Origin of the sequence: Kribbella lupini, assembly GCF_039529595.1 — a bacterium.
Lineage (GTDB): Bacteria > Actinomycetota > Actinomycetes > Propionibacteriales > Kribbellaceae > Kribbella > Kribbella lupini.
This window is the reverse complement of record NZ_BAAANC010000002.1, coordinates 1,762,229-1,777,314: the sequence shown is the minus strand read 5'-3', so window position 1 is coordinate 1,777,314 and position 15,086 is coordinate 1,762,229. Positions and strand designations below refer to the sequence as shown.

The window sequence follows — 15,086 nt, the reverse complement described above, 5'->3', positions numbered from 1 at the left end:
TTTGTTGTCCCGTCAGCATTCTTGTGCCGTGTCACCATCTGGCCACCATTTCCGCGCAGTTGTGAGCGAGAATTGAGGTCCAGCAGCCCGGCGACGGACCACCTGAGCGCCGCCGGGCTGCTGTTCCAATTCTGGCCTGAGTTCTCGGCCGCGGCAGCGCCGCCCGTTTCGGTTGGGTCTCGATCCCGGCGCATCGGTGCCCTCGCACTCCAGTGCCATCACCGGCTGTGCCGGAGGGTGTACAAACTGTGCAACCGCAGCAGTTTTCGAGGAGGCACCGCCCATGCTTCTGACCAAGATTCTCCGATCCGCCGTCTTGAGCGCGATGACCGCCGCCCTGGTCATCGTGCCCGCCCACTCGGCGAGCGCCGCGCCCACCTCCGCCCAGGATGAGCCCGGCCCCCGAGTCGTCGGTGGAACCCGCGCGCTGCAAGGTGAGTTTCCGTGGATGGTGAGGCTGTCCATGGGATGTGGTGGTGCGATGTACACCAATCAGCTCGTGCTGACCGCCGCGCACTGCGTGGGTTCCACCGGCAACAACACGACGATCACCGCCACCGTCGGCGTGGTCGACCTGCAGGACACGTCGGCCACCAAGGTGAAGTCGACGTACGTGCACCGGTCGCCCACCTACGGCACCAGCACCGGTGGCGACTGGGCGCTGATCAAGCTGGCCACGCCGATCACCGGCGTACCGACGCTGCCGATCACCACCACCACGGCGTACGACACCGGCACCTTCACGGTGGCCGGCTGGGGTGCGGCCACCGAGGGTGGCGCGCAGCAGCGGTACCTGCTGAAGGCGAACGTCCCGTACGTCGACGACGTGACGTGCCGGGACGCCGGTTCGTACTACAGCGACCTGATCTTCCCGGCCGAGCTGTGCGCCGGGCAGATGGCCACCGGCGGCGTCGACACCTGTCAGGGTGACTCCGGCGGACCGATGTTCCGCCGGGACAACGCGAACGCGTGGATCCAGGTCGGTATCGTCAGCCACGGCGACGGGTGCGCCCGGCCGAGCGCGCCGGGCGTCTACACCCAGGTGAGCACGTTCGCGTCGGCCATCGCCGCCGCGGCCGCGAACCTCGGCGGCGGCGGTCCCACCCCGACGTGCGGACCGTTCACCAACAACACCGACGTCAGCATCCCCGACCGGGGCGCCGCCGTCACCAGCTCGGTCACGGCGACCGGCTGCACCGGCAGCACGTCGTCCGCCCAGGTCGCGGTCAACATCGTGCACACCTACCGGGGTGACCTGGTCATCGACCTGCTCGCTCCCGACGGTTCGTCGTACCGGCTGAAGAACTCCGGCAGCGACTCCGGCGACAACATCAACACGACGTACTCCGCGACGGTCAGCAACGAGACCCGCAACGGCACCTGGCGCCTCAAGGTCCAGGACGTCGCCTCGGCCGACGTCGGCTACATCAACTCCTGGTCGATCACGCTCTAGCAGCACCACCCGGTCGGCGTCTCGGTCGCACCAAGGCCGAGGCGCCGATCACGGTGAGCAGGATGGACAGGACGGCGAACCAGTCGCCCCAACGGGTGTACGGCGTTCGCGCGATGCCAGGGTTCAGGTCGCCGACGAGCGTCACGGACTGGTTCGAGGCGGCCGGAAGCTCGCTGACCAGCCGGCCGTGCTGGTCGGTCAGCGTGAGTCGGCCTTTGCTGCCGTTGCGGGCGATCGGGATGCCGTTCTCCACACCGCGCAGCAAGGCCATCCGGCTGTGCAGCCAGCCGTCGGTGTCGAAGTCGAGGGCGGGGACGAGCAGCAGGTCGGCGCCGGCCTTGCCGTACTGACGTGACAGGGCCGGGAAGTCCAGGTCCTTGCAGATCAGCACACCCCACCGCTCGCCGTCGGGACCGTCCATCAGTCCGAGCTGGTCGCCGGAGGCGTACGGCTCGATGCCAGGGATCAGGTGGTGTTTGTCGTACGCCGTGGGTGTGCGCCCGTCCGGTGAGAACACCAGCGCCCGGTTGTGGTCCTGCTCTCCGAAAACCGTCAGCCCGACGACGAGCACGACCTTGTTGCCTGCAGCAAGCTTCGCGAACGAATCGGTCAACCCCGGCAGGGCCGAGGACTGGACGTCGATGATCTTCTCCGGCAGCAGCACCACCTGAGCACCCTGCCATGCGGCCGCTTCGATCGCGCGGGTGTAGTTGGCGAGGATCGACGGCCCACCGGGGGATGCCCAGTTCGAGTCGTCGTCGGTGCTCTCCGACACGATCGCGATCCGGACCTGCGCGTGTGCGGGCGGAACGTCGTTCAGGCGCCAGGATCCGTACGAAAAGACGCCAACGGCAACAACCAGCAACCCGGCCGAAGCCCGCAGCACGGCCTGTCGCCGTACGCCGGGTGCGCAGCAGATCGCCAGCACCGCGGCGGGAAGCATGAGCAGGAACGAGATCCCCCACGGCCCGGTGAGTGAGACCAGCTGGATCACCGGGCGTACCTCGGCCTGCGTGTAGGCGAGGCTGGTGAACGCGCCGTGCGGTGAGACCGTGGCGATCAGGTAGTCGCACGCAGCCCAGCAGGCGGGCGCTACGACCGCGGCGAGAACGAAGTGGCGGCGGACCGCCAACGCGCGGAACAGCAGCACCGTCAGCGTGAACACACCGGCGAGCAGCAGCAGGAAGGCCAGAGCGGCCGGCGGCAGCTCGAGATCCGTGAGCAGGTAGCGCCACAGGTTCGCCAGCCCGAGCGACCAGCCGGCGAAGGCTGTCACCGCAGCCGACCGTGCGCTGAGCCAGGGCGCCACCAGAAAGATCGGCACCGGTGCGAGCCAGGTCAGAGCGGGCAGAGTGTTGAGCCCGGACCCGAAGTACAGGGCCGCGCCGGTGAGCAGGATCGCCAGTACGGCGTACCGGCGGGGGTGGTCAGAGACGGAGTCCATCGATCATCCTTTCGCCCAGGCTCAGGCACAGGGCGCGGAAGTCCTCGGCGGGCATGCCGATCCGGTCGCCGTGGTAGAGCTGGATCAGGCCGTGCACGAAGGCGGCGATCATCAGGCTGGACTCCCAGATGTCGTCGTCGCGGAAGAGTTGCTGGTCGACGCCGGCCGCGATCGCGTCGGCGAGCAGCGTGAAGGTCGGCGACCGGCGCGCCTTGAAATCGGCCGGGAACTGCCGGGCCTGGTCGCGTCGTTCGGTGAACATGTACGCGTAGAGCCGCGGCTGCGCCAGCGCGAAGTCGACGTGGTCGGCGAGCATCTCGCGCAGCCGGGCGTCGGCCGCCGTACTGCGCGGCTCGGCGGCCCAGCGGGCCGTCAGCTCGGCGAACGCGGCGTCGGCGACCTCGTGCAGCAGCGCGTCCCGGTCCGGGAAGTACTGGTAGATCGCCATCGGCGTGATGCCGACCGCGGCGGCGACCCGGCGCATGCTGACGCCCTCGGCGCCCTTCTCGGTGAGCAGCCAGCTCGCGGCTGCCGTGATGCGGTCCTTCGTCGTCACCTCGGTCATACCGAGCATTCAACGGTAAATGCCTATACGGCGTATAGGGGAATGACTCTGAATCACCCCTGAACGCACCGCGGCCCCCGATCCGCACCGGATCGGGGGCCGCGACGACGGGGATCAGCGCGAAGCTTCGACGAACTGACGCATCAGCTCGACGGGATCCTTGGACGGCTCGGGCTGGGCCAGGGAGTCGGCCGCGATCCGCGACTGCGGGGTGTCCGCGGTCGCGAGGTCCGGGGCGTTGGTCAGCGGAAGGGTCAGGGACGACCGGGTCGGGTCGAGCGTGACGGTCGCACCGGTGAACGGGACCGACGGGTTGTCGGGCTCGACGGTGAGGACCAGGCCGAGCCGGTGCCCGGCGCTGAAGACGACGTCGTCGGCGTTCAGCTCGAAGGTCAGGTCGTACCACTTGCCGGACTGCAGGGACTCCTTGCGGTTGAGCGACTTGTAGTGACCGATGTCGGCCAGTGTGCGGACCGCGATCGACGCGTCGGAGACCGCCGTGTTGATCTGGGTCTTGGCGTAGCAACCGGTGTCGAGGGTGTTGCCGTCACCCCAGCAGACGCTGGTGTTCGGCACGTTGGTGACGTCGCGGTAGCGGGTCGCCGTACCGTAGTCGACCAGCCGCGCTTTGATGCCTGCGGCAACCTTGTTCACCTTGACCCGGACGGTGACCTTGCCGGTGCCGGACATCCGGACCGACTGCTCCAGGTCGTTGCTGAGGAACACCGCGCGATCGGTCCGCTGCGCGGTCGGGTCCAGTACGACGGTGTCGACCGACTCCTGGCTGGTGCCGGTGAAGCTGATCGGGTCCGACGACGGCGCCGCGATCGACAGCCCGCCGGTCTTGGAGTCCAGCGGCTTGCTCAGCGTCAGCTTCGTGTTCTTCACGCCGGCCGCCGGCCAGCGCGGCTCGTCGACGAACGAGCCGTCCTCACGCTGCACGGTCGCCTGCGGGGTCTGCATCACGCCGTTCTGCAGGCCCTGCAGCCAGTAGTCGAACCACGGGTGCAGCTTGTCGACCCACTCGTCGCGGAAGCTGAAGCCGTCCAGGTGCACGCCCTGGTGCAGGAAGATCTTGCGCGGCACGTTGCGCTTGGCCAGCTCGTCCCACCACTCGCCGAAGTGCCGGGTCTTCACGTTCTCGTCGCCGAGCCCGTGCACGACGTACACGCTGGCCTTCACCTTGCTCGCGTCGAGCCGGTAGTTCCGCGGGTCCCAGAACTTGCTGTACGACCCGGTGCGGGTGTCGGAGTCCTGCTCGATCTCGCCGGTGAGCTCCTCGCAGCGCGGGGACGCGTCGTTGCTCACGTAGTCGTGCAGGAAGCCCATGTACTCGTCGTAGAAGGGCACCCCGAAGCCGCGGGTGTAGTCGTACCAGCTGGAGATCGCCGCGATCGGCACGATGGTCTCCAGCCCGCGGACGCCGGTGCTGGCCACCGAGTTCGCGATCGTGCCGTTCCAGGAGACGCCGATCATGCCGGCCTTGCCGGTCGACCAGTCCGCCTTCGCGCGAGCGCCGTCCGGTGTGTGCCCCGGGACGCGGTTGTTCAGCCAGTCGATCACGGCCTTGGTGCCGAGCACCTCGTAGTCGGCGCCGACGTCGCTGCAGCCGGTCGAGCGGAACGTGCCCGGCATGTCGACGAAGGCCACGGCGTACCCGCGCGGGACGAAGTAGTTGTCCAGCCAGCTGCCGTACACCTGCCGGGTGCCGGCGGCGTCGAAGTAGTTCTTCGGGTCGCCCGCGTAGTACGGCGACGCCTGGATGATCACCGGGACGTCGATCCCGGCCTCGGCGGCCTCGCCGGGCCGGATGATGTCAACCGTGACCTGGTCCTTGACGCCGTTCGCGTCGGCGTCGACGTTCGGTACGTCGACCTGGATCCGCTCGTGGATCGCGTTGCCGTAGTCGTACGCCGCGACCGTCTGCGTCCCCTGGACGAACGGCTTGCCCGGCGGTCCGGCGGTCGCGGACAGCGACGCGATCGGCGCCAGTGCCGCGGTGGCGAGCAGGGCCACTCCGGTACGGACGGCCGAGCCCTTTCTGGATCTGCGCATGCCTGTAGCTCCCCTGTGGGCGGTGGGTGGAGCACCTCGGCCCTCCCTCGACAGGGCCGTTGTGGTGAACGCACCTTATGCAGAACGTGACACCGCTGTCAGCACGCATCTCACCCGACCGGTCACCATCCGTGGAGATCACGGGAAATACTTCGAGTCGATCAGCGGACCAGCCGCAGGCGGGTGTCGGCCACGGTGATGTCGAGGCGCTGGCCCCAGGTGATGGTGAGGGCGTCGGCCTCGATGCCGTCACCGAAGACGACCAGGTCGGCCTCGGCGGTGACGGTCAGGTGGTCCTGCGCGGTGAGGACGCCCTCGGTGTACGACGTACCGGTCGCCGGCGACGGCCAGGCCTCGCGGACGAACCAGCACAGCGCCGGGTCGAGCGGGCCCGGCAGGGCGAGGCGGCTGCGGCGTTCCTGCCAGGCTGAGCGGCACCACCCCGTGGATCCTGTTCCGGTGCCGACCAGCAGGCCGGAGGACGACTGGCGTTCTTCCAGGCCCTCGGGCGAGGCGAGGCGGTAGCGGGCCGACTGGTGGGTCCGGTGGCCGACGTACACCTCGTTGAGCGCCAGCAGGCGCTGACCGTCGTCGGTCCCGGCGACGACCATCGTGCGTTCCTCGACGTTCCGCGTGCGGAGCAGGTCGGCGACCGCGTCCGGCGGGTGCGGCACCAGTACGCCGGGGTTGCGGGCCGGCTCCGGGTTGATGCCGATCACCGGCTGGCCGTCGAGGTACTTGGCGACGTTCGCCACCAGCCCGTCCTGCCCGATCGCGATCACCACATCCTCCGGGCCGAACACGAACCGGTCGAGGTCACCCCGCTCGGCCACCGCCCGCCGCCAGTCCAGCGGGACGGCGGCCGAGACCGTGGCCAGCGCTTTCTGCTGGGCTTCGTGGCGCTTGTCCAGCTCGGCCAGGTCCCGCCCGCGGGTCTGCAGGAAGAACCCGGCCTGCTGGCGCGTCCCGTGCCGGGCGACGAGTTCGCTCAGCTCGGTCGCCCGGTGCACGAGCACCGCCCGGGGAGGCAGGCTCATGACTGGTCGCCGACGAGCTTGCTGAGCAGCGGGGTGATCAGGTCCGGCGTCAGGTTCAGCGTCCCGATCTCCGGCAGGGCGCCCTGCTTGATCGCCAGGGCCAGGATCGTCGCCTGGTCCATCTCGGCGTACGCGTCGAGCAATGCCTTCTCCGCGGCAGCCTCGGCGGCACCGATGACTCGCTTGGCATCCGCCTCCGCCTGGCTCATCGCCCGCCTGCGCCCTGCCGCTGCCTCCGTCTCGATCCGGCCGGCCGCAGCGGCCTCGGTCGCGCGCTGTCGCTCGTTCTGACCCTTCTGCGTGACCAGTTGCTCCTCGCGCCGAGCGAGCTCGATCTGGTTCTGCAGCTCGTTCTCCGCGATCGACCGCTCCCGCTCGACGGCCATCGCGCGGCGTTCGTACGTCGCCTTGTCGGCCGCCTGCTGCACCATCTCGCGCGTCGGAGTCTGCAACGCCCGCTCCACGTCGCTCTCAGCCCGTACGGCGACCACGCGCACGTCCTCGACGCCGATCCCGAGCCCGGTCAGCCGCTGGTCCTCACGCAGGCCGGTGCTCACCGCCAGCCGCAGCGACGCCATCCCCTCGGACAGCGCCTGCGTCAGCGTCATCCGCGCCAGCAGGTCGAGCGCGGTCTGCTGCGCCAGCTCGGTCAGCAGCCCGCCGAGCTGCTCGAGCGGAGTTGCCCGCCACCTCCCCGTGTCCGGGTCGATCCCGAAGTCGAGCCGGGTCGCGGCCAGCGCCGGGTCGGTCACCCGGTACGTCACGGTCGCCTGCACCACGACGTCCTGGAAGTCGACCGTCCGCCCGTGGAACAGCAGCGGCTGCTCGCGGTCGTCGACCGGCACCTCGCTCAGCGCCGAGTTCAGCGCGCGGAACCAGAACGCCTGGCCGGCCCCGTCGTGCACCAGCTTCCCGTTCCGCAGGTGCCGGACGTGGGTGGTCGGGTTCGCCCGCAGGTGGCTGATGAACCGGAACCGGGTGATGTCTGCCATCGCTGTCTCCTCACGGCCGGACACTCCGGCCCGCTTTGTCGTCACTTTGACGATAAGGCGTCGGATCGCTTTTCGTCAAGGTGACGATTAAGGTGGGCGTCATGGACTTCGACCCGATGGGTGTGGCCACCGACCTGGTGATCCTGACCGTCCAGGACGGCTCGTTCGAGGTGCTGCTGATCCGCCGCGGCATCCCGCCGCACCGTGGCCGCTGGGCGCTGCCCGGCGGTTTCGTCCGCGCGGGCGAGGGCCTCGAGCAGGCCGCCCGCCGCGAGCTGGCCGAGGAGACCGGCGTCGGCTCGGACCGGATCCACCTCGAGCAGGTGGCGACGTACGGCGAACCCGGGCGCGATCCGCGCGGACGGGTGATCAGCGTCGCGTACCTCGCGCTCGTCCCCGACCTGCCGACGCCCGTCGCCGGGTCGGACGCGGCGTCAGCGTCCTGGATCCCGGTCGCGGAGATCCTCGACGATCCCGGCCGGCTCGCGTTCGACCACCACCGGATCCTCACCGACGCCGTCGAGCGCGCGCGGGCCAAGCTCGAGTACTCGCCGCTCGCGACCGCCTTCTGCGCCGACGAGTTCACCGTCTCCGAGCTGCGCGGCGTCTACGAAGCCGTCTGGGGCGTCCCGCTCGACCCACGCAACTTCCACCGCAAGGCCACCCGGACGGAAGGCTTCGTCGTACCGCTCGGTGCCACGACCACTCGCGACGGCGGCCGCCCGGCCCAGCTCTTCCGCCGCGGCCCGGCGGTCACGCTCCACCCGCCGCTGACACGCGGCTAGCGGTTGATGAGCAGCATCAGCTGCTCCGCGGGGATCAGGTCGGTGTGCGTGCCCGGCGAGCCGCAGGCCCAGGCGCCGGCGATCGTGCCCGCCTTCGCGGCCTCGTAGTACGAGCGACCGTCCAGCCAGGTGGTGAGGAAGGCGGCCACGTAGGCGTCGCCGGCGCCGTTCGTATCGACCACCGGCCGGCCCGGGAGGTCGACCGCGGGCACGTGAACCGGGTCCTCGCCACGGACGTGCACGTAGCTGCCGTCGGCGCCGGCCATCGCGATCACGGCCTGCGCCCGGCCACTGGCGAAGATCCAGTCGATCGCCTTCTCGCGCAGCGCGCTGGTCGACACGAACACGATGTCGGCGCACTGGGCGAAGTCCCGGTGGTACTCGTTGTCGCCGTCCCAGTCGTGAAGGTCGGTCGACACCGTGCAGTCGGCGGCCAGTACGTCGGGCAGCGCCCGCCGGGCGAAGTCCATGATCGAGACGTGCACGTGGCGCGCGCGGTCGACCCAGTCGCGCCAGAGCACCGGGTCCACCCACATGCCGGCCGGATGGCGTCCGTCGTACAGGGAGGTCCGGGTCCCGTCAGGCGCCAGCAGGTTGACGCTGCGCCTGGTCCCGCTCGGGTGGGTCGCGATCGCGAGCGGCAGTCCGAGCTGCTCGTACGTCGAGCGGATCCACCAGCCCTCCGCGTCGTCGCCGATCACGTCGGCGAGGCCGGCTTCGAGCCCGAGGAGGTGGCAGCCGAGGACGACGCCGTGGCCGGTGTGGCCGATGTACGTCTCGACGGGCTCGACGTGGATGGTCTCCCAGTCCGGCAACGGCAGGCCCGGAACGCGCACGACCGTGTCGATGCCCACGCCGCCGATCACGAGCACGTCCAAGTCCATGGACCCATCCTCACCGAGCCGCACAAGCCCCGGGAGAGTTTGACCTCGACAGCCCTTGAAGTGGTCTGCTTCTTAACATGAACCACGCATTGATCACCGGCGCGGGCCGGGACACCGGACGGTTGCTCGCGCTCGCCTTCGCCGCGTCCGGAGCGCACGTGATCGCCACCGCCCGGACGACGTCCGCGGCCGAGGAGACCGTCGCGCTCGTCCGTGCGGCGGGTGGATCGGCGGAGGCCGTCGCCCTCGACCTGGCGTCGCCCGAGTCGATCGCGGCGCTACGTCTCGACCGTCTCGACGTACTCGTGAACAGCGGCGCCCGCTACCTCGAAGGTGACGCGGCACCCGCCGACGTCGCGGACATGATCGCGGGTGCCGCGACGGGCACCGTCCTGCTCACCGAGCACCTCCTGCCGCTGCTCAGGGCGTCCCCGGGCGGCGACATCGTCAACCTGATCTCGGCCGCCGGCGAACCCGGTCAGCACCGCTCGACGGCCCATCCCGCCTTCTACGCCGCCAAGCACGCCCAGGCCGGGTACGCCGAGATCCTGTCGGCGCGACTGCGTCCCGAAGGGATCCGGGTCATCTCGCTCTTCCCACCCGACTTCGTCCAGACCGGCCCGCGCGAGAGCGGCGCCGAGCTGACCGCGCAGTCGGTGGTGGACTGCGTGCTGTTCGCGGTGGGCCAGCCCCGGGACTGCTTCATCCGCTCGTTCCACTTCGAGCAGCTCTGACTTTCGACAGGGGTGACGCCTGGCGATCGGCAGCGGCGAGGGCGGACCGCCGAACGGCAGAGTCGACGCATGCTCACTCGTCGTCTCCTGCTCACAGGCACAGCCGCAGCCCTCGCCACGACCGGCACAGCCGTCGCCGGTCCGCCTCCGGCCGGGCTTGCCCGGCCGACCCGTCGGCGCCCGTTGGAGCTGCGGTTCCCGCGACCGACCGGGCCCTTTCCGGTCGGCACCACCGAACTGCATCTCGTCGACGCCGAGCGCGACGACCCGTTCGTCCCCGGCCGTCCCCGCGAGCTGATGATCAGCATCTGGTACCCGGCGGCCCGGCGTACCGAGCCCGCGTCGTACCTGCCGCCACTCACCGCGCAGGTGTACGCCGAAGGCGCCGCGATCGCCCTCCAGCAGCCGGTGCACGCTGTCGACTGGGCAGGTGCTCGTGTCCACGCCGGGCAGTCGGCGCCGGTGAGCCGGAGCTGGGGGCGGCGCCCGGTCGTGCTGTTCTCACCCGGCTTCGGCGTACCGCGCGGTCTGGGCTCGATCATGGTCGCCGAGCTGGCCAGCCGCGGGTACGTCGTCGTCACCGTCGACCACACCTACGAAGCGGCGGCCGTCGAGTTCCCCGGCGGGCGGGTCGCCGTCCAGACGCTGCCTCCGGAGCCGTACGCGCCGCTGGCCCGGGCGACGCGCGTCGCCGACGTACGGCAGGTGCTCGGCGCACTCCAACGACTGGCGCAGGGGCGCACCCCGGATGCTGACGGGCGGCGGCTGCCGCGGGGGCTGGGGGAGATCCTCGACCTGGCCCGCATCGGCGCGTACGGCCACTCGGCCGGCGGGATCACCTCGGCCGACGTGATGCTGGTCGACCGGCGGGTGCGAGCCGGCATGGATCTCGACGGCACGCTCGGCTACGGCTACGCCACTCCGGCCGACTGCCCGGTGGTCGCCCAGGGCCTCGACCGCCCGTTCCTGCTCTTCGGAGCCGGCGGCACCGGGCCGAACGGCGGCCCGCAGACCCACCGCACCGACCCGTCCTGGGGATTGTTCTGGGAGAGATCGACCGGCTGGAAGCGCGACCTCAACGTGCCGAACGGGCGGCACTACACGTTCATCGACCACCAGGCGTTGATCCCGTGGTTCCAGCGCCATTTCACGGTGCCGCCCGAGCTGGTCGCCAACACCATCGGCACGGTGGACCCGGCCCGGATCCTCAGGACGTTGAACACCTACGTCCCGGCGTTCTTCGACCAGCACCTGCGCGGTCGTCCGGGCGCCTGGCACGACTCGCCGCGGCACCCGGACGTCCGGTTCATTGCTTGATCGGCGCCCCGGTCTTGCTCTGCAGCTCGTCGAAGGTGACCCCTTCGGCGAGCTCGACCAGCCGCAGCCCGTCGTCGGTGACGTCCAGGACGGCGAGGTCGGTGATGATCCGGTTGACCACGCCGCGGCCCGTGTACGGCAGGTCGCACTCCTGCAGGATCTTGTGCGACCCGTCCTTGGCGACGTGCTCCATCAGCACGATCACCTTCTTGGCGCCGTGCACCAGGTCCATCGCGCCGCCCATCCCCTTGACCATCTTGCCGGGGATCATCCAGTTCGACAGGTCGCCGGTGGCCGAGACCTGCATCGCGCCCAGGATGGCGGCGTCGATCGCGCCGCCGCGGATCATCCCGAACGACAGCGACGAGTCGAAGAACGATGCCCCCGGCAACGTCGTGACGGTCTCCTTGCCGGCGTTGATCAGGTCCGGGTCCTCGTCGCCCTCGACCGGGTACGGGCCCACGCCGAGAATGCCGTTCTCGGACTGCAGCACGACGGTGACACCGTCCGGGATGTAGTTCGGGACCATCGTCGGCAGACCGATGCCGAGGTTGACGTAGGAGCCGTCCTCCAGCTCGGCGGCGGCCCGGGCGGCCATCTGCTCACGGGTGAGGGGCATCTCAGGCCTCCAGCTTCTCGCGCTGAGCCTCGTACGACTCCCGCGGTTGCACCGTACGCTTCTCGATCCGCTTCTCGATGTCCTTGCCGACAGCAACAATTCGCTGGACGTAGACACCGGGCAGATGGATCTCGTCCGGGTCCAGCTCACCAGGCTGGACCAGCTCCTCGACCTGCGCGATGGTGATCCGGCCGGCCATCGCGGCCAGCGGGTTGAAGTTGCGCGCACTGCGGTCGAAGACCAGGTTGCCGTGGGTGTCGCCCTTGAGCGCGTGCACCAGGCCGAAGTCGGTCGTGATCGACTCCTCCAGCACGTACGTCGTCCCGTTGATCTCGCGGGTCTCCTTCGGTTCCGAGGCCTTCGCCACCGAGCCGTCGGTGTTGTACTTCTGCGGCAGCCCGCCCTCGGCGACCTGGGTGCCGACCCCGGCCAGGGTGAAGAACGCGGCGATCCCGCAGCCGCCGGCCCGCAACTTCTCGGCCAGCGTTCCCTGCGGGGTCAGCTCGACCTCCAGCTCGCCGGACAGGAACTGCCGCGCGAACTCCTTGTTCTCCCCGACGTACGACGACGTCATCTTCGCGATCCGCTTGTCGGCGAGCAGGATGCCGAGGCCCCAGTCGTCGACACCGCAGTTGTTCGACACGACGCTGAGCCCGCTCACCCCCTTGGCGTGGATGGCGTCGATCAGCTGCATCGGGTTCCCGCACAGCCCGAACCCGCCGACCGCCAGGCTCGCGCCGTCGCCGATGTCGTCGACCGCGTCCTGCGGCGACCCGTACGTCTTGTCCATCCGGCTGCTCCGTTGCAGTTCGAGGGCTCGATCAGCTCGACTCTAACCAGCCCCCGACCTTCCGGCGAGATCTACCCGCTGTGGGCGAAACCACAGCCGGTACGCCGCTGTGCCACGGCGTCACACGCCGCCGTGTGCTCCCACCACATGGCCCGGCTAGGCCGTGGCTTCGGCGGCGCAGACTGCCTGGAGCTCGTGGGTGGCTTCTGCTCGGGCGTCGGCGTGGTCCTCCGGGCAGGTGGCGAGGACCGTGGCCAGATGTTCGCGGGCGCAGATGAGGTTGCCGGCGTGGCGGGCGACCCGGGCCAGGCCGATCTGGGCGGCAGCGGCGGACTCTGTGTCTTCGGAGGCCTCGGCAAGGTCCAGTGCCCGCGCGTAATCGGCTCGGGCCGCCTCCAGCTGTCCCGCGCGGAGATGCAGGTCGCCGCGCTCGCACAGGAGCAGCCCGGCCTCCTCGTCGAGGCCCAGCTCCTCCGCCAGCTCCACGGCCTCGCTGGTGACCGGCAGGAGGTCGTCGGTGATCTGCCGCAGGCCGGTCAGCGCCAGGAACATCGCCCAGCGGTCCTCCAGCATCCGGAAGCGCGCCAGCGCGATCCGCAGCGACTGCTCGGCCTCCGCCGGAGCGATGTCGACCAGCCCGGGGTACCCCTTGACCAGCTCCACCGCGGCCCGGGTCCACGCGTCCCCGTCCCGTTCGTGCCGAGCCAGTACGTCGGCAACCGTCGTACTGGACTCGAACGGCCCGAACACCAGCGACCACAGCAGGACGGTCACCGGGTACTTGAACGGGCCCACGCCGTCCAGCACCACCTGCTGAGCCAGCTCCAGCTGCTCCTGCTCGGCCGACGAGGCTCCGTGCAGGACAGCGAGCAAGTACTCCTCCTCCAGCCCCGGCGGCACGGTCCGGCCCAGCATGCCGAGCACCCGCTCGGCAGCGGCCGAGGCCTCGTCCTGCAGCCCGCGGGACCACCAGTAGCTCGACAGCCCGGCCACCAGCCGCAGCGCCATCCGGGGATCGCTCTCGCAGGCCCGCTCGATCGCGGCGACCACCTGGTCGCCCTCGGCCGCGGTCCGGACCGCGGCCCGCCGGGAGCTGGTTGCTGTGCGCAACGGGTCCGGGTGCTCGACCAGGTCGATCAGGTACGACAGGTCGTCGTCGTACCCGCCGCCCCAAGATTCCACATCACTCATTGTCACCCCGCCCGGTTCAGTTCCACAGGCGGGGTAGGTACCCCGTCAGAACTCCAGCACGCCCCAGCGCTCCGGTTTGTGCATGTCGACCTCGCCCTGCGGCGACCAGACCCAGAAGTCCTGCTGCGAGCCCTTGCGGTACGCGCCGTCCACGACGTCGTGCGACCACTCGACCCGCATCAGGTTCATCCGCCACTCGTCGCCGGGCTGCGGCGGCGTCGAGGCGTGGGTGTGCCGCGCCAGCTCAGCCCACGGGAAGGCCGCCTCGACGCTCCAGCCGGCGTCGGCGTCGCTCGGGTCGTTCAGCGTGCCGTCGACGTGGATGGCGGTCCGCAGGCCGGGCAGGTTGGTCGGGTCGATCGCGACGCCGCCGTCGGCGTACGGCTTGGGCAGCGTGAGCTCCCAGATCGTGCCGAGCGGGTTGATCTCGAACTCGTAGTAGTTCAGCCGGTCCCCGTCCGGGTCGAGGAACAGCTCGAAGTTGTTCTCCTCGTACAGGAACGTGTTCTGCTCGGTCATCGTCGACCAGACGTGCGGCTCCTCGAGCTCAGCGCCGAGGTACAGGTACTCGTCGTCGTACAGCAGCTTGGCCCGGGTCCGGTACGACGGTGCCGGCTGGTCGCCGCGGATGTCGACGAAGTCGCTGGTCCAGGCCGCCTCCGCCCAGGCCGGGTGGGTCAGCGTGCCGTCGATCGGTGGCGAGGTGGTGGTGCGGTGGGCCTTGTAGCGGGGCAGATCAGGCATCGGCGCGCTCCAGCAGTCCGGCGAGCAAGTGGGCGAGCAGGAAGGTAGTCGCAGTCAGGACCGGGAGCACCAGCAGGGTCCAGGTGCTGAACAGATCGTCGGCGAGGAAGCCGAGCACGACGAGCAGCATGAAGCCGACGCCGAGGAACGCGACCAGCCGCGGGTGCGGCATCGCGAGGCGGCTCAGCGCGGTCGCGCCGAGCACGATCGCGACCACGACGGTCAGCACCAGCAGCGGGAAGCCCCAGGCGCCGCAGTTGGACGTGTCGCGGAACCGCTCGCACCCGCGCTCGCTCAGCCACACCATGCCGATCGTGACGAAGCCGGCCAGCACCCCGACCACCGCGAGGATCAGCAGCGGCGGAACCGGCGGTACGTCGAACCGCCAGGCCGGCTTCTGATCGCCATCGCCGGTCTCCTCCGGCAGCGGCCGGGTGACCTCGTCGTCGGCTTCGCCCATGGCCGCAGGCTACTGG

The 15,086-nt window shown here is 70.1% G+C and carries 15 protein-coding genes; 4 read left to right on the top strand and 11 right to left on the bottom strand.

What is annotated here, in order from left to right; translation table 11 throughout:
* Positions 1-283 precede the first annotated feature (283 nt).
* Positions 284-1,453: a trypsin-like serine protease gene (locus tag ABD235_RS21760; RefSeq protein WP_344176833.1), complete on the top strand. Its 1,170-nt coding sequence runs from the start codon at positions 284-286 to the stop codon at positions 1,451-1,453.
* Here ABD235_RS21760 and ABD235_RS21755 read toward each other — a convergent pair.
* From ABD235_RS21755 to ABD235_RS21735, 5 genes are all read right to left on the bottom strand, one after another.
* Positions 1,443-2,897 (bottom strand): apolipoprotein N-acyltransferase, encoded by a 1,455-nt coding sequence (locus tag ABD235_RS21755; RefSeq protein WP_344176831.1) that lies wholly within the window; start codon positions 2,895-2,897, stop codon positions 1,443-1,445. The genes ABD235_RS21760 and ABD235_RS21755 overlap by 11 nt on opposite strands.
* Positions 2,881-3,462 (bottom strand): TetR/AcrR family transcriptional regulator, encoded by a 582-nt coding sequence (locus tag ABD235_RS21750; RefSeq protein WP_344176829.1) that lies wholly within the window; start codon positions 3,460-3,462, stop codon positions 2,881-2,883. Before ABD235_RS21750 ends, ABD235_RS21755 begins: the two co-directional genes overlap by 17 nt.
* Positions 3,463-3,576: 114 nt before the next feature.
* Positions 3,577-5,517: a CocE/NonD family hydrolase gene (locus ABD235_RS21745; protein WP_344176826.1), complete on the bottom strand. Its 1,941-nt coding sequence runs from the start codon at positions 5,515-5,517 to the stop codon at positions 3,577-3,579.
* A 161-nt stretch (positions 5,518-5,678) separates the two neighbouring features.
* Complete coding sequence (locus ABD235_RS21740; protein WP_344176824.1) at positions 5,679-6,554, bottom strand: NAD(+)/NADH kinase; 876 nt, start codon at positions 6,552-6,554, stop codon at positions 5,679-5,681.
* Positions 6,551-7,546, bottom strand: coding sequence for an SPFH domain-containing protein (locus tag ABD235_RS21735; RefSeq protein WP_344176822.1), 996 nt, complete (start codon positions 7,544-7,546; stop codon positions 6,551-6,553). Before ABD235_RS21735 ends, ABD235_RS21740 begins: the two co-directional genes overlap by 4 nt.
* A 101-nt stretch (positions 7,547-7,647) precedes the next feature.
* Here ABD235_RS21735 and ABD235_RS21730 point away from each other — a divergent pair, with 101 nt between their 5' ends.
* Positions 7,648-8,331: an NUDIX hydrolase gene (locus ABD235_RS21730; protein ID WP_344176819.1), complete on the top strand. Its 684-nt coding sequence runs from the start codon at positions 7,648-7,650 to the stop codon at positions 8,329-8,331.
* Here ABD235_RS21730 and ABD235_RS21725 read toward each other — a convergent pair.
* Entirely contained in the window at positions 8,328-9,215 is an 888-nt protein-coding gene (locus ABD235_RS21725) for a carbohydrate kinase family protein (protein WP_344176817.1), read from the bottom strand. The two genes, ABD235_RS21730 and ABD235_RS21725, sit on opposite strands and share 4 nt — an antisense overlap.
* 77 nt (positions 9,216-9,292) lie before the next feature.
* Between ABD235_RS21725 and ABD235_RS21720 the strand changes: the two genes are divergently transcribed.
* Positions 9,293-9,949, top strand: a complete 657-nt coding sequence (locus ABD235_RS21720) for an SDR family NAD(P)-dependent oxidoreductase (RefSeq protein ID WP_344176815.1) — start codon at positions 9,293-9,295, stop codon at positions 9,947-9,949.
* Between the two features lie 69 nt (positions 9,950-10,018).
* The gene (locus tag ABD235_RS21715) at positions 10,019-11,266 is read left to right on the top strand and encodes an alpha/beta hydrolase family protein (RefSeq protein WP_344176812.1); all 1,248 of its coding nucleotides are present in this window, start codon (positions 10,019-10,021) and stop codon (positions 11,264-11,266) included.
* Here the strand turns inward: ABD235_RS21715 and ABD235_RS21710 are convergent.
* The 5 genes from ABD235_RS21710 to ABD235_RS21690 all read right to left on the bottom strand — a co-directional run bounded on the left by ABD235_RS21710 (position 11,256) and on the right by ABD235_RS21690 (position 15,070).
* A complete protein-coding gene (locus ABD235_RS21710; protein ID WP_344176810.1) occupies positions 11,256-11,885 on the bottom strand; it encodes a CoA transferase subunit B in 630 nt (209 codons plus the stop codon). The genes ABD235_RS21715 and ABD235_RS21710 overlap by 11 nt on opposite strands.
* A gap of 1 nt (position 11,886) precedes the next feature.
* Positions 11,887-12,675 (bottom strand): CoA transferase subunit A, encoded by a 789-nt coding sequence (locus ABD235_RS21705; protein ID WP_344176808.1) that lies wholly within the window; start codon positions 12,673-12,675, stop codon positions 11,887-11,889.
* Positions 12,676-12,831: 156 nt separating this feature from the next.
* Complete coding sequence (locus tag ABD235_RS21700) at positions 12,832-13,857, bottom strand: hypothetical protein (RefSeq protein ID WP_344176806.1); 1,026 nt, start codon at positions 13,855-13,857, stop codon at positions 12,832-12,834.
* 54 nt (positions 13,858-13,911) lie between these two features.
* Entirely contained in the window at positions 13,912-14,610 is a 699-nt protein-coding gene (locus tag ABD235_RS21695; RefSeq protein ID WP_344176804.1) for a carbohydrate-binding family 9-like protein, read from the bottom strand.
* Positions 14,603-15,070: a hypothetical protein gene (locus ABD235_RS21690; protein WP_344176802.1), complete on the bottom strand. Its 468-nt coding sequence runs from the start codon at positions 15,068-15,070 to the stop codon at positions 14,603-14,605. The genes ABD235_RS21695 and ABD235_RS21690 overlap by 8 nt, the downstream gene beginning before the upstream one ends.
* Positions 15,071-15,086 lie beyond the last annotated feature (16 nt).

Coding starts and splice junctions, on each gene's coding strand:
- ABD235_RS21690 (WP_344176802.1), bottom strand. CDS start 15,070: ATGGGCGAAGCCGACGACGAGGTCACCCGGCCGCTGCCGGAGGAGACC.
- ABD235_RS21725 (WP_344176817.1), bottom strand. CDS start 9,215: ATGGACTTGGACGTGCTCGTGATCGGCGGCGTGGGCATCGACACGGTC.
- ABD235_RS21750 (WP_344176829.1), bottom strand. CDS start 3,462: ATGACCGAGGTGACGACGAAGGACCGCATCACGGCAGCCGCGAGCTGG.
- ABD235_RS21740 (WP_344176824.1), bottom strand. CDS start 6,554: ATGAGCCTGCCTCCCCGGGCGGTGCTCGTGCACCGGGCGACCGAGCTG.
- ABD235_RS21710 (WP_344176810.1), bottom strand. CDS start 11,885: ATGCCCCTCACCCGTGAGCAGATGGCCGCCCGGGCCGCCGCCGAGCTG.
- ABD235_RS21715 (WP_344176812.1), top strand. CDS start 10,019: ATGCTCACTCGTCGTCTCCTGCTCACAGGCACAGCCGCAGCCCTCGCC.
- ABD235_RS21755 (WP_344176831.1), bottom strand. CDS start 2,897: ATGGACTCCGTCTCTGACCACCCCCGCCGGTACGCCGTACTGGCGATC.
- ABD235_RS21695 (WP_344176804.1), bottom strand. CDS start 14,610: ATGCCTGATCTGCCCCGCTACAAGGCCCACCGCACCACCACCTCGCCA.
- ABD235_RS21720 (WP_344176815.1), top strand. CDS start 9,293: ATGAACCACGCATTGATCACCGGCGCGGGCCGGGACACCGGACGGTTG.
- ABD235_RS21705 (WP_344176808.1), bottom strand. CDS start 12,675: ATGGACAAGACGTACGGGTCGCCGCAGGACGCGGTCGACGACATCGGC.
- ABD235_RS21745 (WP_344176826.1), bottom strand. CDS start 5,517: ATGCGCAGATCCAGAAAGGGCTCGGCCGTCCGTACCGGAGTGGCCCTG.
- ABD235_RS21730 (WP_344176819.1), top strand. CDS start 7,648: ATGGACTTCGACCCGATGGGTGTGGCCACCGACCTGGTGATCCTGACC.
- ABD235_RS21760 (WP_344176833.1), top strand. CDS start 284: ATGCTTCTGACCAAGATTCTCCGATCCGCCGTCTTGAGCGCGATGACC.
- ABD235_RS21735 (WP_344176822.1), bottom strand. CDS start 7,546: ATGGCAGACATCACCCGGTTCCGGTTCATCAGCCACCTGCGGGCGAAC.